26 protein-coding genes are annotated in these 26833 nt (G+C 47.0%); 12 read left to right on the top strand and 14 right to left on the bottom strand.

Features of this window, described 5'->3' with window-relative positions:
• Positions 1–3: 3 nt before the first annotated feature.
• Positions 4–297 (bottom strand): hypothetical protein, encoded by a 294-nt coding sequence (locus ACDC99_RS05120; RefSeq protein WP_022316563.1) that lies wholly within the window; start codon positions 295–297, stop codon positions 4–6.
• A gap of 72 nt (positions 298–369) precedes the next feature.
• Entirely contained in the window at positions 370–993 is a 624-nt protein-coding gene (locus tag ACDC99_RS05115; RefSeq protein WP_022316562.1) for a hypothetical protein, read from the bottom strand.
• Between the two features lie 204 nt (positions 994–1197).
• On the opposite strand from ACDC99_RS05115, the gene rfbA reads away from it, so the two are divergent.
• The 6 genes from rfbA (at position 1198) to fmt (ending at position 8508) form a co-directional block, all read left to right on the top strand.
• Positions 1198–2079, top strand: coding sequence for a glucose-1-phosphate thymidylyltransferase RfbA (gene rfbA, locus ACDC99_RS05110; RefSeq protein ID WP_042517623.1), 882 nt, complete (start codon positions 1198–1200; stop codon positions 2077–2079).
• A gap of 7 nt (positions 2080–2086) precedes the next feature.
• Positions 2087–4597 (top strand): GumC family protein, encoded by a 2511-nt coding sequence (locus ACDC99_RS05105; protein ID WP_370756057.1) that lies wholly within the window; start codon positions 2087–2089, stop codon positions 4595–4597.
• Positions 4597–5031 (top strand): BT0820 family HAD-type phosphatase, encoded by a 435-nt coding sequence (locus ACDC99_RS05100; protein WP_022316559.1) that lies wholly within the window; start codon positions 4597–4599, stop codon positions 5029–5031. The genes ACDC99_RS05105 and ACDC99_RS05100 overlap by 1 nt, the downstream gene beginning before the upstream one ends.
• Before the next feature lie 75 nt (positions 5032–5106).
• A complete protein-coding gene (locus ACDC99_RS05095; protein ID WP_316931643.1) occupies positions 5107–5505 on the top strand; it encodes a GtrA family protein in 399 nt (132 codons plus the stop codon).
• A gap of 170 nt (positions 5506–5675) precedes the next feature.
• Entirely contained in the window at positions 5676–7526 is a 1851-nt protein-coding gene (gene glmS, locus ACDC99_RS05090; RefSeq protein ID WP_288762073.1) for a glutamine--fructose-6-phosphate transaminase (isomerizing), read from the top strand.
• Positions 7527–7530: 4 nt separating this feature from the next.
• Positions 7531–8508: a methionyl-tRNA formyltransferase gene (gene fmt, locus ACDC99_RS05085; protein ID WP_370756055.1), complete on the top strand. Its 978-nt coding sequence runs from the start codon at positions 7531–7533 to the stop codon at positions 8506–8508.
• Between the two features lie 241 nt (positions 8509–8749).
• Here fmt and ACDC99_RS05080 read toward each other — a convergent pair whose 3' ends face one another.
• The 12 genes from ACDC99_RS05080 to ACDC99_RS05025 form a co-directional block, all read right to left on the bottom strand.
• On the bottom strand, positions 8750–10543 hold the full coding sequence (locus tag ACDC99_RS05080; RefSeq protein ID WP_044072304.1) for a chloride channel protein: 1794 nt from the start codon (positions 10541–10543) through the stop codon (positions 8750–8752).
• A gap of 27 nt (positions 10544–10570) precedes the next feature.
• Positions 10571–11137 (bottom strand): L-threonylcarbamoyladenylate synthase, encoded by a 567-nt coding sequence (locus ACDC99_RS05075; RefSeq protein ID WP_022316554.1) that lies wholly within the window; start codon positions 11135–11137, stop codon positions 10571–10573.
• A gap of 170 nt (positions 11138–11307) precedes the next feature.
• Positions 11308–12462 (bottom strand): DUF6057 family protein, encoded by a 1155-nt coding sequence (locus tag ACDC99_RS05070; protein WP_370756053.1) that lies wholly within the window; start codon positions 12460–12462, stop codon positions 11308–11310.
• 1 nt (position 12463) lies between these two features.
• The gene (locus tag ACDC99_RS05065) at positions 12464–14530 is read right to left on the bottom strand and encodes an alpha amylase C-terminal domain-containing protein (RefSeq protein WP_278840310.1); all 2067 of its coding nucleotides are present in this window, start codon (positions 14528–14530) and stop codon (positions 12464–12466) included.
• A gap of 67 nt (positions 14531–14597) precedes the next feature.
• Positions 14598–15041 (bottom strand): NanQ anomerase/TabA/YiaL family protein, encoded by a 444-nt coding sequence (locus ACDC99_RS05060; protein WP_022316551.1) that lies wholly within the window; start codon positions 15039–15041, stop codon positions 14598–14600.
• A gap of 209 nt (positions 15042–15250) precedes the next feature.
• Positions 15251–16357, bottom strand: a complete 1107-nt coding sequence (locus ACDC99_RS05055; RefSeq protein WP_022316550.1) for an MORN repeat-containing protein — start codon at positions 16355–16357, stop codon at positions 15251–15253.
• Between the two features lie 239 nt (positions 16358–16596).
• Entirely contained in the window at positions 16597–17622 is a 1026-nt protein-coding gene (locus ACDC99_RS05050) for an IS110 family RNA-guided transposase (RefSeq protein ID WP_042517114.1), read from the bottom strand.
• Positions 17623–18064: 442 nt separating this feature from the next.
• Positions 18065–19327, bottom strand: a complete 1263-nt coding sequence (locus ACDC99_RS05045; protein WP_370756050.1) for a type IX secretion system plug protein — start codon at positions 19325–19327, stop codon at positions 18065–18067.
• Between the two features lie 81 nt (positions 19328–19408).
• Positions 19409–19975: a phosphoribosylglycinamide formyltransferase gene (gene purN / locus ACDC99_RS05040; RefSeq protein ID WP_044072311.1), complete on the bottom strand. Its 567-nt coding sequence runs from the start codon at positions 19973–19975 to the stop codon at positions 19409–19411.
• A 112-nt stretch (positions 19976–20087) separates the two neighbouring features.
• Entirely contained in the window at positions 20088–20507 is a 420-nt protein-coding gene (locus ACDC99_RS05035; RefSeq protein WP_022316348.1) for an RNA-binding S4 domain-containing protein, read from the bottom strand.
• Positions 20508–20513: 6 nt separating this feature from the next.
• Positions 20514–21083, bottom strand: a complete 570-nt coding sequence (pth, locus tag ACDC99_RS05030; protein ID WP_044072314.1) for an aminoacyl-tRNA hydrolase — start codon at positions 21081–21083, stop codon at positions 20514–20516.
• 280 nt (positions 21084–21363) lie between these two features.
• The gene (locus ACDC99_RS05025) at positions 21364–21957 is read right to left on the bottom strand and encodes a 50S ribosomal protein L25/general stress protein Ctc (protein WP_044079705.1); all 594 of its coding nucleotides are present in this window, start codon (positions 21955–21957) and stop codon (positions 21364–21366) included.
• 234 nt (positions 21958–22191) lie between these two features.
• Between ACDC99_RS05025 and nusB the strand changes: the two genes are divergently transcribed.
• The 6 genes from nusB to nth all read left to right on the top strand — a co-directional run bounded on the left by nusB (position 22192) and on the right by nth (position 26669).
• Complete coding sequence (nusB, locus tag ACDC99_RS05020; RefSeq protein WP_022316351.1) at positions 22192–23127, top strand: transcription antitermination factor NusB; 936 nt, start codon at positions 22192–22194, stop codon at positions 23125–23127.
• A 150-nt stretch (positions 23128–23277) separates the two neighbouring features.
• Positions 23278–23607: a preprotein translocase subunit YajC gene (gene yajC, locus ACDC99_RS05015; protein WP_370756047.1), complete on the top strand. Its 330-nt coding sequence runs from the start codon at positions 23278–23280 to the stop codon at positions 23605–23607.
• Positions 23607–24587 (top strand): CdaR family protein, encoded by a 981-nt coding sequence (locus ACDC99_RS05010; RefSeq protein ID WP_042517535.1) that lies wholly within the window; start codon positions 23607–23609, stop codon positions 24585–24587. The genes yajC and ACDC99_RS05010 overlap by 1 nt, the downstream gene beginning before the upstream one ends.
• A 136-nt stretch (positions 24588–24723) precedes the next feature.
• Positions 24724–25284: a dephospho-CoA kinase gene (gene coaE, locus ACDC99_RS05005; RefSeq protein ID WP_370756045.1), complete on the top strand. Its 561-nt coding sequence runs from the start codon at positions 24724–24726 to the stop codon at positions 25282–25284.
• A gap of 91 nt (positions 25285–25375) precedes the next feature.
• A complete protein-coding gene (locus ACDC99_RS05000; RefSeq protein ID WP_042517531.1) occupies positions 25376–25819 on the top strand; it encodes a DUF5606 family protein in 444 nt (147 codons plus the stop codon).
• 202 nt (positions 25820–26021) lie between these two features.
• Positions 26022–26669: an endonuclease III gene (gene nth, locus ACDC99_RS04995; RefSeq protein ID WP_370756043.1), complete on the top strand. Its 648-nt coding sequence runs from the start codon at positions 26022–26024 to the stop codon at positions 26667–26669.
• The last annotated feature ends 164 nt before the right edge of the window (positions 26670–26833 follow it).

The raw sequence follows: 26833 nt of genomic DNA, 5'->3' as shown, positions 1-26833 counted from the left end.
TGGTTATTTTCCGCTTAACAGTGTGATACACTTGTTGACATCCCTGATCATGGAAGCTATCTTTTTCTTTGATTCTTCGATGTCTCCATCAGCAACTTCCAGCATTCTGGCTGTCTTCAAGCTTTTGTAGTTGTTCTGTGCCTGCTCCAACTCTAATTTCAACTGCTTGATTTCTGCCTCTTTGGCATCAACCATTTCATAAAGCTCTTCATTCTCTTTCTTGGTTTCTTTATATTGGAGAATCATCTGCCTTATGCGCGTTGTAAAAAGTGTTATGATTTTATCATTGTCAGCCATCAGATACTATTTTGCCTACAAATTTAATGTTTTTTGTTTTATCGTACAAATTTTTCGTACAAAAGCCTTGTCTTATTCTTCGTTTTGAGGCTTTTTCTCCTTTTTTGCCAGCATGACTACCTGATATACAAAGTCTGTTGTCCATTTTTGGCTGAATCCCAAACGTTTGTCGTATTGTCTTACTTCAACAACCGCTTTCAGTACGCTTTGGTCCGTATAATTATTCTTGTTGAAGATGTCGGAAATGGTTTTTTCCGTCATAGAATATAATGCCTTCTTGAATATAGAAGGAAGTCTCAATTTGAATTTCATCAAGTTGCCGGTAAGCATCATGAGATTCTGTGTGAAATTCTGGAACTGCAAAAGGTAAACCTGCACGTCTTGCATCTTCGAACATCCTTTTCTGATGCTTTGGTCGATTTCTTTGAAGAAATAGTCTTCGGTGCCATATATGTCACGCAGCATTTTTTTGCAGTGTGATTTTTCTCCTATACCTAATTTATTGTTGACTGTAGGTATGTGGAGTGAAGTCTTGAACTGTCTGAGGTCGGGTAGGGCGTTAAGGTTTGTGATGCCGACTCGTTCTGCGATAGCTGCCTGGAAATATACTCTGATCAGGGTCATGTAGTCTTCCATTCCGCCTATCTTTTGCTCTTCATTATCTTTGTGTCCAAATAACTTGCTGAATATGCTCATTATGATTGATTTTAATGTTTTATATGATAAAGTTGTTATGTCGAATTAAAAGTTTATGCAAATGTACTTGATTTTCAGCAAAAATCAAAATAAAAATTGAATAATGTAATTTTTATTATTACCTTTGCAGTCCATAATAAGATATTCTTATGTCAATATGAGATTGCGATTAAATTAGAATTTAATTATTTAAACGGCACTAAAATGAAAGGAATCGTTTTGGCAGGTGGGTCCGGAACACGCCTCTATCCTATAACAAAAGGTATCAGCAAACAGCTTATACCTATTTTCGACAAGCCAATGATTTATTATCCGATATCAGTTCTGATGTTGGCTGGCATAAGGGAAATTCTTATAATTTCTACTCCTTATGATTTGCCTGGTTTCAAAAGGCTCCTGGGTGACGGATCGGATTTCGGTGTAAGCTTCCAGTATGCGGAACAGCCATCCCCCGATGGGTTGGCACAGGCTTTTATAATCGGTGAAGATTTTGTCGGAAATGATGACGTGTGTCTTGTGCTTGGTGACAACATATTTTATGGATCCGGTTTTACCGGTCTGCTTAAAGATAGTGTGAAGACTGCAGAGAAAGAGAAAAAGGCAACAGTCTTCGGATATTATGTCAATGATCCTGAAAGATATGGCGTGGCGGAATTTGATGCAGAAGGCAACTGCCTGAGTATTGAAGAAAAGCCGGAATGCCCAAAAAGCAATTATGCTGTAGTCGGATTGTATTTCTATCCCAATGATGTCGTCCGTATAGCCAAGACCATTAAACCAAGCGCAAGGGGCGAGCTTGAAATAACCACCGTCAACCAGGAATATCTGAAACGTGGCGATTTGAAAGTAAAGACTCTTCAGCGAGGTTTCGCATGGCTCGATACAGGAACCCATGACAGCTTGTCGGAGGCCAGTACCTTTATAGAGGTGATAGAAAAACGCCAGGGACTGAAAGTGGCTTGTCTTGAAGAAATCGCATATAAACAAGGATGGATAACGGATGCTCAGCTTCTTGAAACAGCCAAGCCTATGATGAAGAATAATTATGGGCAGTATCTCTATAATTTAGTAAACAATAAAAATTAAATATCATATGGTGGTTGAACAACAAAAAAATCTTTATTCTATCGATGAAGAAAACGAAAAATCTTCTTTCGATTTTCAGAAAATATTCACTTTGTTCCTTCTGAATTGGAAATGGTTTGTACTATCACTTATCATCTGTATTGGTGCGTCATATCTGTATCTTAGATATTCTACGCCTGTATATTCCACTGTTGCCAAGTTGCTTGTCAAAGATGATGGTGATAATGGAAGACGTGGAAGACTTAGTGAGATGGCGAACCTTGGTATTATCTCCAACAACTATGGCTTGGAGAATGAGATGGAAATTCTTCAGACGAGGACCCTTGCAGCCGAGGCTGTGAGAGATCTTAAGCTCTATGTATCATATTGGAACAAGGGCCGTTTCAAGAACAACATCCTTTATAAAGACCAGGCAGTAAACGTTGATATGGATCCTGCTCATGTAGAGAAGTTGAACCAGCCTGTAAACATGACTATCAAGAGAGATGGAGACAGTTATGTTGTTAATGGAACATATTTCGTTTCGCTTGGTGAGAACATGTATTCAGGACCATATGAGATAAACACGACAGTAAAGATGCTGCCTGCTACAATTCGTACCAAGGCAGGCACGATTTATCTTACAAGAAACGCCACACGTGTGATGAATGACGGTGATGAAGAAATCGTTTCAATCTGTTCTCCTATGGCTATGGCTGGCAAATACAGTGGTTCGCTTGCCGTTTCCCAGACCAGTGCTTCTTCTTCAACGTTGAATCTCCAGCTCAATGACCAGAATATCCAGCGCGGTATTGATTATCTGAGCCAGTTGGCTATCTGTTATAACAGACAGGCTAACGAAGACAAGAATGAGATAGCAAGGCGTACTGAAGCATTCGTCAATGAACGACTTGAGAAGATCAATGCCGAATTGAGTACTACTGAGGGGGCTCTCGAGGACTATAAGAGAAGCAACAGACTCGTTGACATCAAGACAGGTGCCAGCAATAGCGTTACTAACCTCTCTTCTTATGAGCAGAAACTTAAAGATGCCGGAACCCAAATCTCTCTCTTGAACAGTTTGATACAGTTCGTGGAGCGTCCTGGCAATAAGTATCAGGTAATTCCTTCAAACGTCGGTCTGCAGGATGCTGCCTCCACTTCATTGATCAATGATTATAATAAGGTGGCATTGGAGAGAAACCGACTCCTGCGCACTGCATCCGAAAGCTCTCCTGTAGTAGAGGAGCTGACCTCTCAGCTTAATGACATCAGCGTGAGCATCAAGATGGCGCTCGGACAGGCGAAACGTAATCTTGAAATCCAGCGCGATGCTGTGGCTTCACAATATGGTCAGTATAACAGTGAAGTGGCAAGAACTCCAGAGCAAGAAAGGATACTGACACAGATAGGACGTCAGCAGGAGGTTAAGTCCGGCCTGTATCTGATGTTGCTGCAGAAGAGAGAGGAAAACTCCATTTCACTGGCAGCTACGGCAGATAAGGGTAAACTTATCGAGTTGCCTCAGTTTGCCGGTGTAATCAGTCCAAAGAGCATTATGATTATGCTTATTGGCTTTGTTCTCGGTCTGTGTATCCCTGCCGGAATTCTGTATGTTATCCAGTTCTTCCGTTATCGTATTGAAGGTCATGATGATGTTGAATCGCTTACCGATCTTCCTATTATCGCTGACGTTGCCGTAGCCAACGACGCTGTGAAGACACGTGCGGATATCGTTGTGCATGAAAACCAGAACAACCAGATGGAAGAGATTTTCCGTTCTATGCGAACAAACCTTCAGTTTATGCTTAAGGAGGGACAAAAGGTTATTATGTTCACCTCTTCAACATCAGGTGAGGGCAAGACCTTCAATGCTGCAAACCTGGCAATAAGTTTCGCCTTGCTTGAAAAGAAAGTAATCCTCGTAGGTCTTGACATCCGTAAGCCAAGATTGGCTGAGCTGTTCGAGATAGACAACCATCATAACGGTATAACCAAGTTGCTGATGAAGGACAACCCTACTTGGACTGATGTGGAAAAGGAAATACTCCCCTCTGAGATTAATCCTAATCTTGACTTGCTTATGGCTGGTCCTATTCCTCCAAACCCAGGAGAAATCGTGACACGTCCTTCCCTCTACACCGTTATCGATCAGCTTAAGGAGCATTACGATTACATACTTATCGATACTACTCCAGTAGGTCTGGTCACAGACACTCTCCAGGTTGGAAAGGTCTCAGACGCTACTGTCTTCATGTGTCGTGCCGACTATACTCCTAAGTCTGCATTCGGCCTCATCAACCAGTTGAATGCCGAGAAGAAACTTCCAAACATGTCTATTGTACTTAATGGCATCGACATGTCGAAGAAGAAATACGGCTATTATTACGGTGTAGGCAAATACGGTAAATACCGCTATTATGGTTCTTATGGCAAATATGGAAGCTATGGCAAATACGGCTCTTCTAGATATGGAACCTACGGCACCTATGGCAACAAGTATGGCAATGAAAACGATAACTCTCTGAAGTTGAAATAATGACGATAGCAGTTGATTTTGACGGAACGATTGTAGAACATCGTTATCCTGAGATCGGTGAAGAAATACCTTTTGCCACCGACACCCTCAAACAACTCATTGCTGACAGGCATAAATTGATCTTATGGTCAGTAAGAGAAGGCAAACTTCTGGATGAAGCCGTGGAGTGGTGCAGGGAAAGGGGCGTGGAATTCTGGGCAGTAAACAAGGATTATCCCGAAGAGAACGGCGCTCAGAACAACAACCATTTCAGCAGGAAAATCAAGGCTGATATATTCATTGATGACAGAAACATCGGCGGTCTACCGGAATGGGGGCTGATATATCAGATGATATGTAGCGGCAAGAGTTACCGCAGAGTGTTGAAGGAGAGTATGTTGACAGATTTGAATCAGGAACCTCCAAAGAAAAAGCATTGGTGGTCAAGAAAATGATTTTAATATCCTGATCAATTTCTTAAGAAGTCGGTCTTCCTTTTGGGAGGCCGGCTTTTTGATACATTTCTTGTGATGAATATTTTAATGGCAAATATCAGATCGTTCACCCAATCAGAGGTTTTCCGCTTTATAATAACAGGCGGGTTGGCTACAGCGTTGCATTATGGTATATATTTTGTACTGCTTTTGCTGTCGGTCAATATGTCATTGGCTTTTGCCGTCGGCTATTTTTTGAGTTTCGTGTTCAATTATTTGATGTCGGCGTATTTCACGTTCAAGAAGAAGACCACGAAGCGTAATGGCATGGGCTTTATAATTGCTCATTGTATAAATTTCATGCTGCAAGTAAGCCTGCTCAATTTTTTTGCCTGGTTAGGGATTCATAAAGCTCTGGCGCCGATTCCTGCGTATGCAATATCAATTCCAGTCAATTTCATCATCGTAAGGTTCGTGTTCAATAAGGTGAAATGACGTCCTTGCTTTCATTGGGTATTATGTATTGAAGAGGAATCCAGTCTTGGTTCTCAATTACATAAAAGATAGAAAATCTTCTATTGTTTTATTTTTATTTGTTACCTTTGCGTACAAATATCATTCGATACGGATTAGTTTTTTAACAACAATTTTTAATTAGATAAATTATGTGTGGTATAGTAGGATATATAGGATATAGAGATGCTTATCCGATTTTGATAAAAGGTTTGCATCGTCTGGAATATCGTGGTTATGACTCGGCAGGCGTTGCTCTTCTTGCCGGCGACCATAAGATGAACATTTATAAGTCTAAGGGTAAGGTCAGCAATCTGGAAGAGTCTGCTGCCTCTAAAGACATATCCGGCCATATCGGCATTGCCCATACTCGTTGGGCTACACATGGAGAGCCTTCTACATTGAATGCTCATCCCCACGTCTCACAAAATGGCAGACTGGCCCTTGTTCATAACGGCATTATCGAGAACTACTCCAATCTGAAGACTTTTCTTGAGGGCAAGGGTTTTACCTTCAAGAGTTCTACAGATACCGAAGTGCTTGTTCAGTTGATTCAGTTCATACAGGATGAGTACGGCAGGGATCTGGAAGGTGCCGTAGTTTCGGCTTTGCGTCGAGTAACGGGAGCATATGCCATTGCTGTGGTTGACAAGGAGAACCCAGACAAAATCGTAGTGGCAAGAAAGTCAAGTCCGCTTGTAGTCGGAATTGGTGAAGACCACAAGGAATTTTTCCTTGCTTCAGACGCTCTGCCTATCGTGGAATACACCAAGCAGATGGTATATTTGAATGATGGAGAGGTGGCTCTGCTGAAGGTAGGACAGAAAATGGAGATCCATACACTTGACAATGAGGATGTAGACCCTAAGATCAAGGAAGTGGACGTAAATCTCGATACTCTTGAGAAGGGAGGTTATGAACATTTCATGCTCAAAGAGATTTATGACCAGCCACGCTGTATCTCCGATTGTATCAGAGGAAGATTGCTGGCAGATGAGAAGAAGATTGTGCTCAGTGCGATAAACCAGCATCGCGACAGGCTTTTGCGTGCCAGCCGTTTCATTATCGTAGCCTGTGGCACTTCATGGCATGCTGGTCTGATTGGCAAGCAGATGATAGAGCAATGGGCGAAGATTCCCGTTGATGTGGAGTATGCCTCAGAGTTCAGATACCGCAAGCCTGTCATTCAGCCAGGAGATGTCGTCATAGCCATTTCCCAGAGTGGAGAGACTGCAGATACTCTTGCCGCCTTTGAATTGGCAAAAGAAAGAGGTGCCCTGTGTTTCGGTATCGTGAATGTAGTAGGTTCAAGTATAGCCCGTGCCTCCGATACAGGTATTTATACTCATGTCGGTCCGGAGATTGGTGTTGCTTCAACCAAGGCGTTTACCGGTCAGGTGATGGTTCTTACCCTCTTTGCCCTGGCTCTGGGTCATGAACTGGGCAGCATTTCCCAGATGGAGTTTGAGAAATACGTTACAGAGTTGTCTCTCATACCAGAGAAGATGAAGAAGGTGTTGGAGCAGGATGCTTTGACAAAAGACATTTCGCGCACTCTGACCTATGCCCGCAATGCTCTTTATATGGGTCGTGGCTTCAACTATCCTGTAGCTCTTGAGGGAGCTCTGAAACTTAAGGAAATCAGTTATATCCATGCTGAGGGCTATCCGGCAGCAGAGATGAAGCATGGCCCGATTGCGTTGGTTGATGAGAATATGCCAGTGGTTTTCGTCGCCACCCACCATCAGCTATACAAGAAGATATTGAGCAACATCCAGGAGGTGAAAGCCCGTAATGGCAGAATCATCGCAATTGTCACAGAAGGCGATGAAGCGGTGAAAAACATTGCCGAGGCCACAATTGAGATTCCTGCCACTTTGCCTGTAGTGGCACCATTGCTCTCTGTCTTGCCGTTGCAGCTGATAGCCTATCATGTAGCTGTGTTCAAGGGCCTTAATGTGGACCAGCCAAGAAACCTCGCAAAATCAGTTACTGTTGAATAATCAAATGGAAAAGAAAGATTTACGTATAGTGTTCATGGGTACTCCGGAGTTTGCCGTCGGTACGTTGAGCAAACTCGTGGAGGGTGGCTATAACGTCGTTGCCGTGGTGACCCAGCCCGACAAACCCGTGGGCCGTCATCAAGACACGCTCCAGCCCTCGCTTGTAAAGCAATATGCGATGAGCAAGAAAATCCCGGTTCTGCAGCCCGTCAGGATGAAAGACCCGGAGTTTGTTGAAGCCTTGCGTGCCTATGATGCCGACCTCCAGGTGGTAGTGGCGTTCCGCATGCTTCCGGAGGTGATATGGTCTATGCCGCGTTTCGGCACATTCAATGTTCATGCCGCCTTGCTGCCGCAATATCGTGGCGCAGCACCTATAAACTGGGCAGTCATCAATGGTGAGGTACAGACAGGAGTCACCACTTTCTTCCTCGACCACGACATTGACACAGGCAGGATTATAATGCAAGACACCTTCGACATCCACGACGACTACAACGTGGAGAATGTTTATGACGGTCTGATGGAGTTGGGAGCAAATCTCGCTCTGAAGACTATCGACAAGATGTTGGAAGGCGACGGCCATGTTGAGTCTATGGCTCAAAGCGACATGGTGGCTTCATCGTCAGATTTGCATTCAGCCCCAAAGATTTTCAAGGATACGTGTAATATTTCTTGGAATCAGCCTGTAAAGAAGGTTTATGACTTCATTCGTGGTCTTTCACCAGTGCCAGGAGCATGGACTGCCGTGCTCGACGACAAGGGCAAGGAATATGTGCTCAAGATATATAAGGCTGCCAAGACGGAAATCCCTTCCGACGGTGGGGTAGGACTGTTTACCGTAGACCAGGGTCGTCTGCTTGTCAATGCTTCGGATTATAAGCTGCAGCTTGAAGTCATCCAGCTTAGCGGCAAGAAGAGGATGGAGGCGCGCGATTTCCTTAATGGTAAGGATGTTTCGGGCTGGAAAGTGAAATTGTAGACCAGTCTATAAGGTTATGCTGTAGACTCTGATTGGTAATATATAGCAAGCCCTAATGACCGATTTGGGATAAACGCATTTTGTCTTAATGATAAAAGCAAGCTAAGAGAAGTTTTGTCTCCTCGTTAGCTTGCTTTTATCGTTGTTTGTCATCTGACAACCGCTTGTTTGTAGTATGCTTGTCGCTTGTTTTGCGTTAGCAATTCGGCGGTTTTATTGTCTTATAGGTGTGTTTCTGCGGTTATTCTGCCGACATGTCTGCCACCATTTTCCTGTAAGTGGAATATAGATGCGAGCGGCTTACGTAGCCTCTCAACGTGCCGTCGGTTTCAAGTACAGGCAGCATTCCGGCGTCTGTCTGGTCGAAATTCTTCATCACTGTCTCCATAGGGTCGTTCACGCTGAGCACACATGGCGGTTGGGATATTAGCTGCTTCACCTTGAAGTGGTGGTAAAGTTCCGTCCTGAATATTATGTGCCTGAGCTTCGACATATCGATTTCTCCCATGAACTTCCCGCCCTCGTCTAGAACGGGCAGGATGGTGGTGTGGCTTCTGCTTATGGCGTGTACGAGAGCTCCGAGGTCCATGTCCTCAGGCACGTGGCTGATGTTCTTGTCAATCACGCTGTCTATGTTCATGAGCGTGAGGATTGCCTTGTCTGTGTGATGGGTGATGAGTTTTCCCTGCCTTGCCAGTCGCATGCCGTATATGCTGTGCGGTTCGAAGATGATGATGGTAAGATATGAGCAGATGCTGACAATCATCAGCGGAATGAACATCTGGTAGCCTCCGGTTATTTCGGCTATAAGGAATATTCCTGTGAGCGGAGCATGCATTACTCCCGCCATTACGGCAGCCATTCCCAGGAGCACGAAATTCTTTTCAGGCACGTAAATTCCGATTTCATACATGTTCCAGAGTCTTGCGAACAAGAATCCCACATAGGCTCCGATGAACAATGACGGTGCGAATGTTCCTCCGCATCCTCCTCCTCCGTTGGTAGCTGATGTGGCAAACACTTTGGTGAGTATTACAAGCAGTACATACACCACGAGCAGGTTGCTGTGTCCGTAGAAGAGAGAGTTGTTGAGGATTTGGTCCCAGTCCTGCGGAGTCCTTCCGTTGAGTAGAATGTTGATGCTGTGGTATCCTTCGCCATAGAGCACGGGGAACAAGGCAATGAGTGTGCTTAGCATAGCTCCTCCGAGAGCCAGCTTTATGTATGGATGGTTCTTGAGTTTTCCGAACACGCCCTCGCATGCTGTCATCGTGCGCATGAAATACAGGCTTATTATTCCGCCAGCCACTCCCATCAGTATATATGCGGGCACTCTTGAGAGAGTCCACGTTCCGTCAACATGGAAATCGAATAGCACTCCGTCCGACGAGAATATGTATGTGAAGCATGCTGCCGTCACGCTGGCTATGAGTATTGGCAGGAGTGAAGCCATCGTCAGGTCTATCATCAATACCTCGAGCGTGAATACCAGTCCGGCTATCGGCGCCTTGAAGATTCCTGCGATGGCAGCTGCCGCGCCACATCCCACGAGCAGCATCAGCGTGTGGTTGTCCATCTTGAACAGCCTTCCCAGGTTGCTTCCTATCGCTGAGCCAGTTAGCACGATAGGCGCCTCGGCTCCCACGCTTCCTCCGCATCCGATGGTGATGGCAGACGCTATCACGGAGCTCCAGCAGTTGTGGGCTTTAAGTCTGTTTTTCTTGCTGCTGATGGCGTATAGGATGCGTGTTATTCCGTGGCTGATGTTGTCTCTCACGATGTATCTTACGAATAGCGACGTGAGGAAGATTCCTATCACCGGATATATGAGATATAGCCAGTTGAATCCGTCGATGTCGAATCCCACCGTGAGCAGATGCTGTATCTGCTTGATGAGCGTGTGTAGTATGCTTGCTGCTACTGCAGCAAGGAAACCGACAGCCAGGCTCAGTATCAATGTGAACTGCTTGTTGTTAATGTGTCTTGTGCGCCATTCAATGAACTGGTTCAGCAGCGCTGATATTTTTTCGTGCATGATTTGTTCCTCAAGTCTTTCTCTTTTCTATCTGATGATTTTCACCTCGCCGTTCTCCGACAGCTTTATGATGCTTGATGGATTGTGGGGCTTGTGCTCCTGTCTTCTCGACCAGCACACATAGTCCACGCCATTCAGTATCTCTTCACTGATGTCCATGTAATTCTGTGCGGCGGGTTCTCCGCTGATGTTTGCGCTTGTGGATACTATCGGCTTCTGGAATCTGTAGCATAATTCTTTGGAGAACGGTTCTTTGGTAATTCTCATCGCTATGCTTCCGTCGTCGGCTATCAGGTTGTCTGCCAGGTTTACGGCATTGTCCAATATCACGGTTGTCGGTTTTTCAGCCAGCTCAAGCAGGTCCCATGCCACTTCCGGCACGTTTCTCACGTATCTTTGCAGCCTTGCGTCAGAGTCCACGAGGCAGATCATTGCCTTGTGGTCGTCGCGTCGCTTCAGCTTGTAGATCCTTTCCACGGCGTCTCTGTTTGTGGCGTCGCAGCCTATGCCCCATATCGTGTCGGTGGGGTATAATATAATCCCGCCGTTTCTCATCACTTCTACTGCTTTCTTTATGTCATCTTCCGTTTTCATTGTCTTTTCTCCGTTATATTTTACTTTCCTTCCTCCGTTATATATTTCAGTTCTTCCTTAGTTGTTTAAACATTCTTCTCTACACATTCATTACTGATGCAGATATGCAAAATTAAGCTAAATTTATTTATGCTTGAAATTTTTGTTCAAGAAAATGCAGTCTTTCCACTTCACTTTCCTGAGAAATAATAATACCAGTATGTGTTGCCGTATGATTTTCCAGCCATCGACATTGCCTCTTTCTTGTTCGTCACGCTTCTCAGAATGTTCTGCATGTCTGTGTAGTCGGTGTCCATGATGTCGTTGTGGTAAGAAACCATGGGGTTCGACCTGATGTGGTTGTATAATATCAGAGCCTCTCTGTAGTGTTTCGGCAGTTTTTCGAATTCCGTTTCCTTGTCGTCCACGAGCTCTTTCACGAAGAGGTCAATCTTCCTGTCCATAAGATAGGCGCAGAGCAGATAGTCCCTGAGCGGCTTTTTGGCGTATCTGTGTTTTTTCATCCATTTCAGATACTGTGTCACCCCCATCTTCTCTACTGCCGGCTTTGCCACGAAGCGGAATATTTCATATCTAGGCAGTAGCAGACTCTTCACCGTAGTGCCGTTTGGCAGCAGTGCTTCCGACCCTCCATACACTCTGTATTCAAACAGTCTTTCGCCCATCTTGCCCTCTCTTGCCAGGGCGTAGGCTCTGAGCATCGTGATTGTGGAGTCTTTGTCAGCCTTGCTTGTCTTCACGTTGAGCGCATCCTTGTATTTGCCTTCAGCCACCATCACTTCCATTTTCATCCTCTCGTGGAACACTCTGTCTGTGTTTGCCGTGGCGCCTATGAAAATATATAGGGCGGTCATTGCCAGAATGTTTTCCCATATAGTCTGCACTATGGTTTTCTGCTTCGGGCTGTCGCTGTCTTTATGTCTTGCCGAAACATACGCCGCTCCTCCCCAAGCCGTGAGCAGCAGGGGGGCGAGCCATGCCCATTTGCCAATAGAGTAGCCGTGGTCTATGCTCGGACTGATGTCGGTGAGCATCGCCAGCAGCATCGCCGGGGGAAAGTAGGTGAGTGCCGGCATCTTGATTGTCCTCTTCGTTGCCGCGTCCACTCCCTGCTGAAGCAGCAGCAGGATTGACGTGATGATGACAGCTCCTATGGTGCGGTTGTATTTTGTCAGTCCGTCAGACAATACGTGCTGCTCCATTGTCAGGAGGTCTGCCTGATAAAAAAACAGGTAGGCGAATGTGAAAATGCAAAAGACAATGGCACATGCAATTTCTGCAATCCATGTGTCATTGCCTCTGTTTGTGAATATACTTTTGGTCATTTTAATTCTTCTTCAATACTACTGCAGATCTTGCCGGAATGTATAGTTTCAGCCATTCTTTATGCTGGTCCACATACAGTTGGTCGTAATTTGTGAGGTGGGTGATGCTGTCGTCAGCAAACCCGAATCCACCATATTCCTTTGCATCTGTATTGAGCACCACGTCGTAGGAGCCTGTCGGCACGAGGAATCCGTATCCTGTGAACGATTTCACTGGGTTGAAGTTGAACACGAAGAGCAGGTCACCCCTCATGTATGCCAGTATCTGGTCGTCGTCGTTGTGCCAGATTTCCTGCAGTCTGGTGTTCTGGAAGTTCTTCACCATCTTCATCGTCTCGAGCATCCTCTTGTCGAAGTCGCCCAGATAGTGGTAGTCCAGTTCCTTGTTGTCTACGAGGTTCCATTGTCTGCGTGCGTATTTATAGCTCCATCCGTTGCCTTCGCGTGGGAAGTCAATCCATTCCGGGTGTCCGAACTCGTTGCCCATGAAGTTGAGATATCCTCCGTTTATGGTCGTTGCCGTGACGAGTCTTATCATCTTGTGCAGGGCTATTCCTCTTTCCACGGTTCCGTTCTCGTCGCCCTTCTTGAAGTGCCAGTACATGTCGGAGTCGATGAGTCTGAATATTATCGTCTTGTCGCCTACGAGAGCCTGGTCGTGGCTTTCGCAGTAGCTGATAGTCTTCTCGTCGGACCTTCTGTTCTTCACCTCCCAGAAGATGCTGCTCGGCTTCCAGTCTTCGTCTCTTTTCTCCTTTATCGTCTTTATCCAGTAGTCGGGGATGTTCATCGCCATTCTGTAGTCGAATCCTATTCCTCCGTCTTTTACCTTGGCAGCCAGTCCTGGCATTCCGCTCACCTCTTCGGCTATTGTTATAGCCTTGGGGTTGATTTCGTGTATGAGTTCGTTGGCGAGTGTGAGATAGCAGATGGCGTTGTCGTCTTCATGACCATTGTAGTAGTCGCCGTAGTTGCAGAACGCCTCTCCCAGTCCGTGGCTGTAGTACAGCATCGAGGTCACTCCGTCGAACCGGAATCCGTCGAATCGGAATTCCTGCATCCAGTATTTGCAGTTGCTGAGCAGAAAGTGCACCACGTCGTCTTTTCCGTAGTCGAAGCACAGACTGTCCCATGCAGGGTGTTCCCTTCTGTCGCCTCCGTAGAAGTATTGGCAGGGGTCTCCAGCCAGGTTTCCCAGCCCTTCGGTCTCGTTTTTCACGGCGTGGCTGTGCACGATGTCCATTATCACAGCAATTCCCATCCCGTGTGCCGTGTCGATGAGCGACTTTAGTTCTTCGGGTGTTCCGAAACGGCTCGACGGTGCGAAGAAACTGCTCACGTGGTAGCCGAAGGATCCGTAATACGGGTGCTCCTGTATTGCCATTATCTGAATGCAGTTGTATCCGTCTTTCTGTATTCTGGGCAGCACGTTGTCTCTGAATTCCGTGTATGTGCCCACCTTTTCGGCGTCCTGTGCCATTCCGATGTGGCATTCGTATATGAGTAGCGGCGATTTGCATGGGGCGAATTTGTTTTTCTTCCACACATAAGGTTCGGGGGTCCACACCTGTGCCGAGAATATCTTGGTTTCTTCGTCCTGCACCACTCTTTGTGCCCATGCCGGTATTCTCTCTCCGTCGCCTCCTTGCCAATACACGTGCATCTTGTAGAGGTCACCGTGTTTCATCGCCTTTTCAGAGAGTTTGAGTTCCCAGTTTCCCGTTCCCTCTATTCTTCTGGCTCTGTATCTTTCGTCCTCCGTCCAGTTGTTGAAGTCGCCCACGAGATAGATGTCGGTTGCGTTCGGCGCCCACTCTCTGAACACCCATCCGCGCTTCATCTTGTGTAGTCCGTAGTAGTCGTGTCCGCTGGCGAATGCGGCAAGCGTCTTCTTTCCGTTGTTTGTCAGCTGGTTCTTTTTCCATTCCGCATGCTCGTGTCTGCCACGTATGGCGTCTTCGTATGGTTCGAGATACGGGTCTTTCTGCACGATGCCTATATGTCTGGGCCGGTCCTTTTTCGCCGTTGCCGTTTTCCGCGAATCGGCTTTCGTTGTTCTGCTTGCCATGATTTACTGATAGTTGTTTCGTTAGTTGATGTTTATCCTCCTCTCATTGTTCCGCTGTATGCAGGCGTCATGCCAGCACTTTGAATATAGCCTTCTTGAACTGAGGTTCTTCCGACACGCATGGTGCATGGCCGTCTTGCGGGAAGAATATTGCGAATTCCCCAGGCTTGCATGTGAAATATGTGTCGGCGAGGATAGCGTATTTCGTGATATCTTTCTCTTCGTTGTATTCCTCTTCTGGCAGGTTGCATAGTGGTGTGTATCCGAATGTCTCTTCTGCCGAGAGCGGAATCTGTATGTCGATCATCCTCTTGTGTGTCTCCAGCTTTGCCTCTTGTTTTGTCTTGCCCTTTGCGGTCTGTATGTTGACGAAGAGGTCTTTGTCCTTGATGAAGTGCTTTCCTTCCTCGAGAGTGTTGAGGTCGTTTGCTTTGATGAATTCCACCACGTCCTTGAAGAGCGGGTTGAGTGTCGCGTACTTCTCCAGGTTGTCGATTGTGTCAATTACCATGATGCTTTGTTTTTTTGTTAGATTTGTCGTTTGTCCGTCGCTCCGTGTTTGGGGCTCCGTTGTTGTTCGTTTTCCGTTTGCGCTGCGTCATTCCGGGCAGGCGGCCTCTTTGCCTTTCAGTCATTGGGTTTCCTGTTCCTTTCAGCCATTGGTCACTCAGTCTTTCGGCAGTCGGTTTTCCGTGCCTTTTTGTTACAGCTCTTTGATTGTCAGGACTTTCTGCCCATCCTGTACATCTCCTGTGCGGTGATGTTTCCGTTTCGGTCTTTTATGATGAACTTTCCGTCTTTCAGGTCGTCCTTGTATTCTCCTTCGGTCCTTTTGCCGTCTTTGTCCACTTCTATTGAGTTTCCGTTGCGTTTTCCGTTTTTGTATACTCCTTTGAATTTCCTTCCGTCGGCAAAGTGGATTATCATCGTTCCGTTCTGCAGTCCGTCTTTGAATTCGCCTTCAAACACGTCGCCGTTTTTCTTTGTCAGCTTTCCGTGTCCGTTCTGCTTGTCTTGCTTCCATGAGCCCACATACACGTCTCCGTTTTTCCATGCGAAGGTGCCGTTTCCTTCCATGTTCCCTTCGTTGAAGTGTCCTGTGTATTTGTCTCCGTTGGCGAATCTGAATATCCCTTCTCCAGTGCGTTTGCCGTGCAGGTAGTCTCCTTCATACACGTCTCCGTTTCTGAATCTGTATATTCCCTTGCCGTTCTGCATGTCTTCGAGCCATTCACCTTCATACACGTCTCCGTCGGAGTATTTGTTCACTCCCTTTCCCGAGCGCATGTTGTCGAGCCACATTCCCTTGTATGTGGTTCCGTCACCCCAGTCGAAGAACCCTTCGCCGCATTTCTTGTCGTCTTTCCATTGTCCGTCGTAGTATGCTCCGCTGGCGTAGGTGTATCGTCCTTTTCCGTTACGTTTGTCGTGATACCAGTTTCCGTCGTATTTGTCGCCGTTGTAGTAGTACATCACTCCATGCCCCTCCTGGTAGTCTCTGAACCAGAGTCCGTCGTATTTGTTGTTGTTCATGAAGTGGTATGTTCCCTTGCCGTGCTGCTGGTCCTGATACCATTGTCCTTCGTATTTCTCTCCGTCGGAGAATGTGTACACGCCGAATCCCTGGCGTCTTCCCTTCACGTATTCGCCTTCATAGGTGTCCCCGTTCTTATATATGGCGTTTCCTTTGCCGTTGGGTTTTCCCGCGAGCATCTCCCCTTTGTATTGCCCTCCGTCTTTGGTCACGCATGAGCCGAGCGTTATCTTCTGTGCGAAGCCTGCCAGCGGCATGAGGGATATCAGTAGTATGTATAATTTTTTCTTCACTTTAGGTCGCTTTAAAATTTACTCCAAAGGTAATGATAATTTTCGAGACAGCCAAATGTTTTCAGCTTTTTTCATAATAGCCGGTCCTGTCGATACTAGAGCTGCGTCTCCTTGCTTCAGACTGCCTTTGGGGTTTGGAGCGACAAGCCTTCCTCTTGTGGAAGGACGAATCTTGTTTGGCTTTTAACCCAAATCGCTTTCTATGTTAATATCCAAATGTTTTGACCATTATTTTCAATTTATGCTGAGATTTTATATTCAGGGGTGAATGTTTGGCGATTTCTGACCATGGCTGTGACCAAATGTACAAGTTTGTTCTTGACATTGTTCAGTGCAACCTGCTTCTTCTTTCCTCGTTCTACGAGGCGCATGTAGTACCTCGCCATAATGGGATTGAAGTTGACGGCAGCTAGTGCCGCTTGCGTCAGCATGGCCTTTATCTGGCGGTTAGCCATATAATGTACATGCGGATCGGAATGCACACTGGTTCCCGAATCTTTGCCAAATGGAGCTAGGCCGTAATAGCAGGCAATCTTGCGTGAGTCGTAGTTGAAACGCCGGAAGTTGTCGGTGTACACCATCAGGCACACAGCGTTCTGCGTTCCTATGCCAGGCACCGAGGTCACGATGGTGAACACCTCGGTGAGTTCCTCGTCCGACTTGATGAGATCGGCAATGCGCTTATCTATCTTCTCTATCTCCTTATTGAGTTCAGAGACGATGTGCCGTCCGCTCTGCGAAATCATTGTCTTGACTGGCGACTTCTCCATAGTGAGTCGCTTTTCGCCTCTACGCACCTGGAAACTGCATCTGTGTCTTACGATCATCTGACGGTATAGGAACAGCTCACGCAGTTGTGTAAGCGACTCGCTAAGAGGCTCGTACATAACGGCTTTATCGTAATTCCTCATGGCGTATTCTGCAATCATCGAGGCGTCAGCACGGTCAGACTTCAATCGTCTAAGACCAGATGCGTCTTTGATGCTCTTTGCGTTCTCAAGCCACATGTCGTAGCCTTTACCGTAGAGGAAGTTGCACAGTCCCTTGCTGTAGTCGCCCGTGTTCTCGCCACAGAAGAGCCACAAGGACGAGTCGATACCGCAGGAATTCTGCTCAACCCACTTGACCAACTGCCTATAGCCAGACACGGTTGTCTTGAACTCGTTGAACACTCTAGCAGCGGTTTCTGCCAGTCCGTCTGCAAAAAGGATAGCCACATCAACTTTTTCTTTCGAAAAATCAACTCCGATAAATAAATTCTTCATAACTTTGTACGAGTTATATTGTGTAGAATTGGTCAATAGTTGTATGGACTAACACTCTAACAAGGCTCAGAGCCGATAACTTTCTATCTGGTCTTTGCAACTATGTCGATGAGGACCTAAACGATTTATAGCTTTACGGCTGGGTCATTAGCTGGTTTACCTCTTCGACAGACCGATTCTACCTTTTTACAACAAAGGTACGAAACTGTCTTTAGCAATCATAGTTTTACCTTGATTATTTTGGAGTTTATGCGACTTCGTCGCAATCTTCTGCAAACTTAGAGGTCATTAGGGCTTGCTTGGATTTTGGAATTTTAGAAGAGTGGATTTTGTTTGGCTTTTAATGACTAATAGCTGACTGATGCGAATTAAAAACAGGCAAATGACGCCTTATAAAAAAACAAAAGACTGCTAGCAGTATTAAAATGCTACATTGAACGGCCTAATGACCGTTTGGGTTTAACTGAATCTCCTGATAGCCAACGAGTTGGTCTGTCCTGTCGCCTTGTCCTCTGTAATATACCAGCGCCTGGTATTTGTTTTCCGTCTGATAGAAGTTCCCTTCTGACGGGGAGGTCTTCATGGTGGCATCGCTGCTCTCCATCAGGTATTGGTATGAGTAGTAGCCCTGCTTCAGCAGGATGGCGGCCTCGTAGCGCCGTTTCTCCTCGTTGTATTCCATTTTGTATTCGGGCAGGAAGCGGTTGTATGTCCATTCGCCGTTCAGATAGATGTCGCCGGGGTATCTTTGCTTGCTGTCGAGCGTGAAGTGCACGTACATGTAGTCGCACGTGTTCTCGTTCTCTATGTTGTCGCTGTTTCGGATATAGAAGGCTCCGTTGGCGTCTTCGTCGTAGAGATAGTTCGGTCTGGGCACGTCGGCGAACACGTGTGCGTGGTAGTTCTCCCCGTCCCACGATATCTCGTCTATCCCCATCGTGGCGTGTGATGTGGCGAGGGTTTCAAACTTGTGGTATTCGTTTCCCGCCTCGAAGATGAGCTCCCTGTTGTGCCGCCATTCCAGTCCGCTTGGTGTCTTGTATTGTGGCTGTGCGTTGCGCCTGGCGTTGTCCCATCTCCTGTTCTGCATCACCACGGTCTTTATCTGTGTCTCGGGGTCGGCCACTCTCAGCGCGTTGTACGACAGCTTCATGGAGATCTGCTGGTGGGCGAGGTTGGTGTCGATGTCGGTATTTGTGGTGGCGCCCATAGATATTCCCGCTTTCGGGTCTACCACCATGAAGCATGCCGTGAGCACCTCTTCGCCCGTGTCTCCGTCGGCAACCGTGACCTTGTAGTTGCCGCTGAGCTTCAGTCTGCATTTCTCGTTGGGTATGGAGAAGGCGTAGTGGGTGTAGTCCACGTTTGTGTTTATGGATTCCGTGATGTCGTCTATTGTGTTGTCTTCGGCAAATCCTTCTATGTAGTCGCTTGCGAAGAGCTGCTCCGACGGCGACCAGTCGGCTTCACAATGGGTGATGCTGTAGGTGTAGCGGTGGTATGTGTGTGTCAGGTCGTCGAATGATATGTTTATCCTGTTCTGGCTTGGATTGTCAGAACGGAGTTTCATTATCGGGAGCGCGAGCCATTTGTCGCCGCACACCACTTGCAGCGTCTTTATCCCTGCCTTGTGTATCTCGTTGTATTGGGCGCGGGAGACCAGGCTGAGAGCTAGGAGCGGGACCAGAAGGATTGTTCTTTTCATGTTTTCTTTATTCTTTATAGGGCGGAGCCGTTTCCGGTGTGGAGGAGTGGCGGAATCCTGCGGCAGTAATTATGGCTGCTGTCAGCGGCTGAGCAGCTGCTCGATCACTTCCGGGTAGTGTTCGTATTCTAGTGCGTGCACCTTGCGGGCGATGTCGTCGGCGGAGTCTTCGGGCGAGAGTGGGGTGGTGTACTGTTTCAGTATCTGTCCCTTGTCGTATTCGTTGTTCACGAGATGGATTGTTATTCCGCTTTCCTTTTCGCCGTTTTCCTTCACTGCCTTGTGCACGTTGTCGCCATACATGCCCTTTCCGCCGTATTTCGGCAGCAGCGACGGGTGTATGTTGACTATCCTGTTCTTGTAAGCCTCCGTGAGGTAGTCGGGCAGGAGGAGCATGAATCCTGCGAGGATTATGTGTGATATGTTGTGGCCGGCCAGCAGGGGCAGCACTCTGGAGCTGTCTTTGAATCCCTCTTTGTTCACTATTTCCACGGGCACTCCGAATTTCTCCGCCCTCTTTATCACCTGTGCGCTCTTGTTGTTGCACACCACGAGAGCCACGCACACCGTTTCCGAGTTCTCGAAGTATCTGATTATGTTCTCGCAGTTTGTTCCGTTGCCGGATGCAAATATGGCTATGTTCTTCATATTGGGTAAATGTTATTATGATTATATTATGTTAGGTTTGGCTGGGCAACCGTCCAGACGGTCGTCCTGCCGTTAGTTTTCATTGCAGCTTGCCCTTGCGGGCGGTTGGGTTTCAGTCGTCCGGGTCGTCGTCGTATTCGTCGAATCCGAACATTGCAGGCTCTATGAAGGCGTCGAGGCTGCGGCGGTCTTTCTTCGTGGGGCGTCCTGTGCCACGGGCTCTGTCCACGAATCCGCTTATCCTGCTCATTTCCAGTATCTCATACTGTTTCGGGTCGGTCACGTTCTCGTAGATGTCCTGTATGAGTTTTGCGCCCACGCGCTTTTCAATACATTGGAGTATCTTGAACGAATAGGTTATCGGCGGTTTTTTCACGCTCACCGTCTCTCCGCATTTCACGATGTGAGAAGGCTTCACGTTGGTTCCGTTTATCGTGACGCGGCTGTTCTTGCAGGCATCGGCAGCCAGCGACCTGGTCTTGAAGATCCTTGCCGCCCACAGCCATTTGTCTATTCTCGCAGACTCTTGCATGTTTCCTTATTTCTTGTGGTTAAACTGGTTCATCGTTATGTCAATGCCGGCAAGGGCGAAGCTCTTTATTATCTCGCACGAAGTCTTTATCGCCGGCTTGAGGGTTTCCATTTCCTCTGAATCATATCTGCCGAGCACCCATTCCACCTGCATTCCCCTGGGGAAGTCGTTGCCTATTCCCACTCTGAGGCGTGCGTATTTCTGCGTGCCCATCACCGACTGTATGTTTCCCAGTCCGTTGTGTCCGCCGTTGCTTCCGCTGCCTTTCAGTCTGAGGGCTCCCAGTGGCAGAGACAGGTCGTCCACCACCACGAGCAGGTGCTCCATGGGTATGTTTTCCTTGTTCATCCAGTATCTCACGGCGTTGCCGCTGAGGTTCATGAATGTGGTAGGCTTCAGCAGAAAGAGTTTTCTTCCCTTCACCGAAGTCTCAGCCACGAATCCGTATCTCTTGTCGTCGAAAGAGGCTCCAGCCTCCTCAGCCATGGCGTCTACCACCATGAATCCCGTGTTGTGTCGTGTTCCCGAATATTCGCTGCCGGGGTTTCCCAATCCTACAATCAAGAATTTTTCCATTACGTATTGCTTTAAACTCCAAACGGTCATTATGCCGTTCAATGTGATATTTTATAACTGCTTGTTGCCTTTTGCTCTTTATAAGGCGTCTTTTGCTTGTTTTTAATTTGCAATAGCTAGTTATTACTGATTAAAAGCCAAACAAAATCCACTCTTCTAAGAAATCAAAATCCAAGCAAGCCCTAATGACCGATTTGGGTTGAATCTAAAAAAAGGTGATTCCAAATTAAAATTCAGAACCACCCCGTGATAAATTTCTTTTCTTGCTAAATCTATGGCATTATGCCTCAGCCTGGCTTGCAGCGATAGACTTACGTGTAGCCTTGATTGAGCAAACCACAACGTTCTTGCTTGTTGCCATCTCAAGACCCTCGAAGTGCAGGTCGCCAACCTTGATGCTCTTGCCGATAGTCATGGCAGTAACGTCGATGTCGAGATGCTCAGGAATAGCCTGGTATTTCGCTGTAACGTCGATCTTGCGGATAGAGAGGTTCATACGTCCACCGTCGCGTACACCCTGTGCCAGACCGTTGAGCTTGACAGGGATGCCCACTGTGATAGGCTTCTGGTCGTTAACCTCGTAGAAGTCAACGTGAAGGAGGGCGTCTGTTACCGGATGGAACTGAAGCTCCTTGAGAATCGCTGTGCGCTCCTCGCCGTCGATGACGAGCTTGATAACGTAGATGTGTGGAGTGTAGACGATCTTTCTCAACTCGCTCATAGGACAAGCGATTGACAATGCTTCAGGAGCGCCGTCAGCGTTCTTTGCCTCACCGTAGAGGTTGCATGGAATCAGACCTTCCTTACGCATAGCCTTGGCTGCCTTCTTGCCCAAATTAGTTCTCTTCTGGCCTTTTACTTCAATTTCTTTCATAATTGTGTTACTCTAAATTAAGTTGTTAATAATTAATGCTTAATTCACCATCACACGAGAATTCTATTCACGTAGTGCTCGAAAAAGCGGTGCAAAGGTATTTCTTTTTTGATTAATACGCAAATATTATAAATAAAAATAGATAAAACACCGTGGTTTTCTTGCAAGTACCGTATAAAATAAGTATTTTTGCATCGGTTTTTTTGAAATACACGTTCATTTTAATATTATAAGATGATAAACAGAGAATTGATAAGGATAAAAATTGTCCAGTTAACCTACGCATATTATCAAAACGGTAACCACAACATGGATAATGCCGAGAAGGAGCTGCTGTTCAGCCTCTCCAAGGCATACGACCTGTATAATTGTCTGCTGTCCCTGATTGTAGCTGTTTCCAAAGAGTCGCGCCTGCGCTATGAAGTGGAGCTCTCCCGTGCAAAGAGAGAAGGCACAACTCTGCCCTCAGGCAAGTTTGCAAACAACAAGTTCGCCCTTCAGCTCGAAGCTAACAAGCAGCTCAACGAGTATCTCGAGAATCAGAAGCAGACATGGGACGACAGCGTGGAGTTCGTGAGAAACCTGCTCACACAGATAGAGCAGAGCCAGATTTATGCCGACTATGTGGCTGACGAGACCGACTCGTATGAAGCCGACCGCGAGGCGTGGCGCAAGCTCTACAAGGCAATCATCATGGACAACGACAACCTTGACGCCATGCTCGAGGAGAAGAGTCTCTACTGGAACGACGACAAGGAAATCGTGGACACCTTCGTGCTCAAGACCATCAAGCGCTTTGATCCGGCAAACAAGGAACTGCAGGAGCTCCTGCCGGAATATAAGGACGAGGAAGACAAGGAGTTCGCCGTGAAGCTCTTCCGCGCCACAATCCTCAACGCCGACCAGTATCAGCGCTTCATGAGCGAGACCTCGCGCAACTGGGACTTCTCGCGCCTGGCTTATATGGACGTGGTGATAATGCAGATAGCCATTGCAGAGATGATGAACTTCCCGAACATACCGGTGAACGTGACCATCAACGAATACGTTGACCTGGCGAAACTCTACAGCACTCCGAGAAGCGGTTCATATATCAACGGAATGCTCGACGCCATCGCCCGCTACCTCATCGACACAGGCAAGATGATGAAGGTGATGCCGACAAGATGACGCATCCGTAATTCAGCACGCATAACGGCTGGCATATAAACAGGCAAAGCGCCTGGCATTAAAACAGGTAAAGTGCCTGGCATTAAAACAGGCGAGACGCCCAAAAAACAGACAAACGATTAACATTTAAAACAAACATAACAGTAAATTATGAACACAACAATGTTTTTGGCTGCCAAGCCACAGGGTGGAGACAGCATGCAGTTCCTTATAATAATGGTGGTGATCTTTGCCATCATGTATTTCTTCATGATTCGTCCGCAGCAGAAAAAGCAGAAGGAAATACGCAATTTCCAGAACTCGCTGCAGGAGGGCTCAAAGGTGGTGACAGGCGGAGGAATCTACGGCACCATCAAGAAAGTGGACATCGCTACAGGCAAAATCGAGCTCGAAATCGCAAAGGGCGTGGTTATAACAGTTGACAAAGGTTCTGTATTTGCTGATGTCGCAGCTTCTGCAACCGTCAGCAAGGAAAAATAATGAAACGCATCCTGAAAAGTATATACAGTATAGTCAGAAACTCCTTTTTCAATATCGTGAACAAGGAGTTCCTGATTTTTTTGTTCTTCCTCGCCCTGAGCGGAGCCTTCTGGCTGTTGTTGGCCCTGAACGACACCTATGAGAAAGAACTCAGGATTCCCGTGCGCATCGTGAACATACCTAAAAACGTGGTACCGACGAGCGACACCGAAGACACGATAAAGGTGACTGTGAAAGACAAAGGCTATACTCTATGTACATATATATATGGTGACAAACTGAAAAGGATAGACATACCCTTCTCTTCATACATCAAGAACAAGGGGTATGGCTCCGTGTCTGCGTCGGAACTCACCAAGCTGATCTATGCCGAACTATACAGTTCGTCGAAGGTGACAGGAGTGAAGCCCGACAAGCTGGAATACTTCTACAATTACGGAATGCACAAGCGGCTGCCCGTAAGACTGGCGGGAGCCATACAGGCTGACGCAAGCTATTATCTGGCGAAGATAGAATTCTCGCCCGATATGGTGGATGTTTACGGCAGTCAGAAAATGCTCGACAGCATAAAGTACATCTACACAGAGCGGATCAATATCAAAAACCTCAAGGACACCATCAGACGCGACCTTGACCTCATGGAAATCAGAGGAGTGAAATGCGTGCCCTCCCGTGTCAGGATGGCTGTCTATCCGGATGTGCTGACCGAGGAAAGTGCAGAGGTTCCCATCTCGGCGCTCAACATGCCGGAGGGAAAGGTGTTGAGAACATTCCCGTCGAGGGTTAAAGTGGTATTCACCGTTGGCGCGAGCATCTTCAGAACCATAAACACCAACAAGTTCAAGGTGGTGGTAGACTACAACGAGATTCTCTCAGCGCCTTCTGACAAATGCACGCTCAAGATTGCATCCGTGCCGCATGGCGTGAAGAATGCGCATACCGAAATAGAACATGTGGACTACCTCATTGAAGAACAGTAGCGGAAAAGAAAGTCATAAATACCACAGGAACTCCCTTTCTGGCAGCTATTATATAAATAGGTAGAATATTGACAGCGGCTATTAGAGAGCATGTATAGCCCCTCGATGGTGGCTGTCTATAATAATGGAGACAATTATGAAAGCAGCCATTACAGGCGGAATAGGAAGCGGAAAATCATACGTCTGCTCCTTGTTGAAAAGCAGGGGGATAGAGGTCTACGACTGCGACAGCGCAGCCAAACGCATAATGCGCGAGTCGCCATCCGTAAGAAAGGCTTTGACAGACCTGATAGGACAGGATGCCTATGCAGACGGAAAGCCCGACAAGGCTGTCATCTCAAAGTTTCTTCTTGACGCCGAAGACAACAAGAAAAGGATTAACGCCATCGTGCATCCCGCTGTGGCCGACGATTTCAAAGCCTCGGGACTTCAATTCATGGAGTGCGCCATCCTCTTCGAGAGCGGATTCGACAAGCTCGTGGACTGCGTGGTTTGCGTATCGGCACCGATAGAGGTGAGGGTGGACAGAATCATCGCCCGCGACTCTATAACGCGAGAGAAGGCAAGAGAATGGATAAACTGCCAGATGAGTCAGGAGGAGATGGAGGCTAAAAGCGATTTCGTTATCCTCAACGACGGCAGCAAACCTTTGGAACCGCAGATTGACGACGCGCTGGCGGCTTTGCGAATACGCTGAAATCTGAACGTCTGCTGATGTGTCATGTCCCTATGACATCGTCGGGACGATAATGAGAACTTATTAATTAATTATTAAACAAATATTTGAAATGGATTTTACAATTTTGTCAGTTTCCGGAAAGCCCGGACTTTATAAGCTTGTGTCAAGTTCAAAGATGAATCTTATCGTTGAAGCCTTGGACGAAACCCATCGCCGCCTGCCTATCTTCGCAAGCGACAGAGTGACAAGTCTTTCCGACATCGCCATGTATACAGTGGCTGAGGATGTTCCATTGATGAATATTCTCGATTCTGTGCTCCGCAAGGAGGACGGAAAGGTATGCTCGCTCGACTACAAGAAGTGTGGCAAGGACGAACTTCACGCTTATTTTGCCGAAATTCTTCCTGACTACGACCGCGACAGAGTACACGACAGCGACATCAAGAAGCTTCTCCAGTGGTATAACATCCTGGTTTCCAACGGTGTGACGAATTTCGTTGACCCTGAGGAAAATGCAGAAGAGGCTACAGAAGCTGCTGAGAAGGCTGAGTAAACCAAAATATAGTATTCGAAAACGATATTGTTTTGACTATAATAGTCTGCGACAACAAAGTCTATGACAACAATAGTCTACGATAACAAAGTCTACGACAATAATAGTCTACGGCAACAATATGCTTCGACCACATAGTCTTTTAACATATTAGTCCTCGACTATTAAAGTCAACGACCTGGATATTCATTGAAATTGAGATATGAAACGCTCTGAACGTTATGAAGCTGTCTTGAGACATTTTGCGGAAGTTTCCCCACACGTCACCACGGAACTGGAATTTGGCAGCGTCTTCCAACTGCTTGTGGCTACAGTCTTGAGCGCCCAATGCACAGACAAGAGGGTGAACCAGGTGACGCCGGAATTGTTCAGGCATTATCCTGATGCGGCGGCAATGGCAGAGGCAGATCCTGAAGATGTGCTTTCGTTTATCAGCAGCATTTCATATCCCAATTCCAAGGCAAAGCACCTCGTGGAACTCTCGTTGGCCATACAGGAGAAGTTCGGAGGGAAGGTCCCTTCGGCACTCGACGATCTCACCAGTCTGCCGGGTGTGGGGCGCAAGACCGCCAACGTGCTGCTTGCCGTTGCCTTTTCAAAGGCTGCAATGCCCGTCGACACCCATGTCTATCGTGTGAGCCACAGAATGGGGCTTGTGCCGAAATCTGCTGCCACTCCATTGGCGGTGGAGCGGTGTCTGACGAAAAACATCCCTGAAGCGTTGCTGGCCGACGCTCATCATTGGCTCTTGCTCCATGGCAGGTATGTCTGCACAAGCAGAAAGCCGCATTGCGAGAACTGTCCCTTTAAAGGGTTCTGCCCCAAAATCATGGATTTCAAGGGCTATTAGTCATCAGAGGCGGTCTGCTTGTTTGCTCGTCAATAACCGCAAGTTTGTTGCTTGGGTATAGGGCGTTTCTGCATTGTAAACCGGTGAAACGCCTGTTCATAACTTGTTGGTTGTAAGTTGTGTTTATATGGAATCTTCAATTGGTTGTACAATTGTCTAATATA

Origin of the sequence: Prevotella pectinovora (genome assembly GCF_041323955.1) — a bacterium.
Taxonomy (GTDB): Bacteria; Bacteroidota; Bacteroidia; order Bacteroidales; family Bacteroidaceae; genus Prevotella; species Prevotella pectinovora.
The sequence above is the reverse complement of the archived record's forward strand: the minus strand, read 5'-3'. Positions and strand labels throughout refer to the sequence as shown.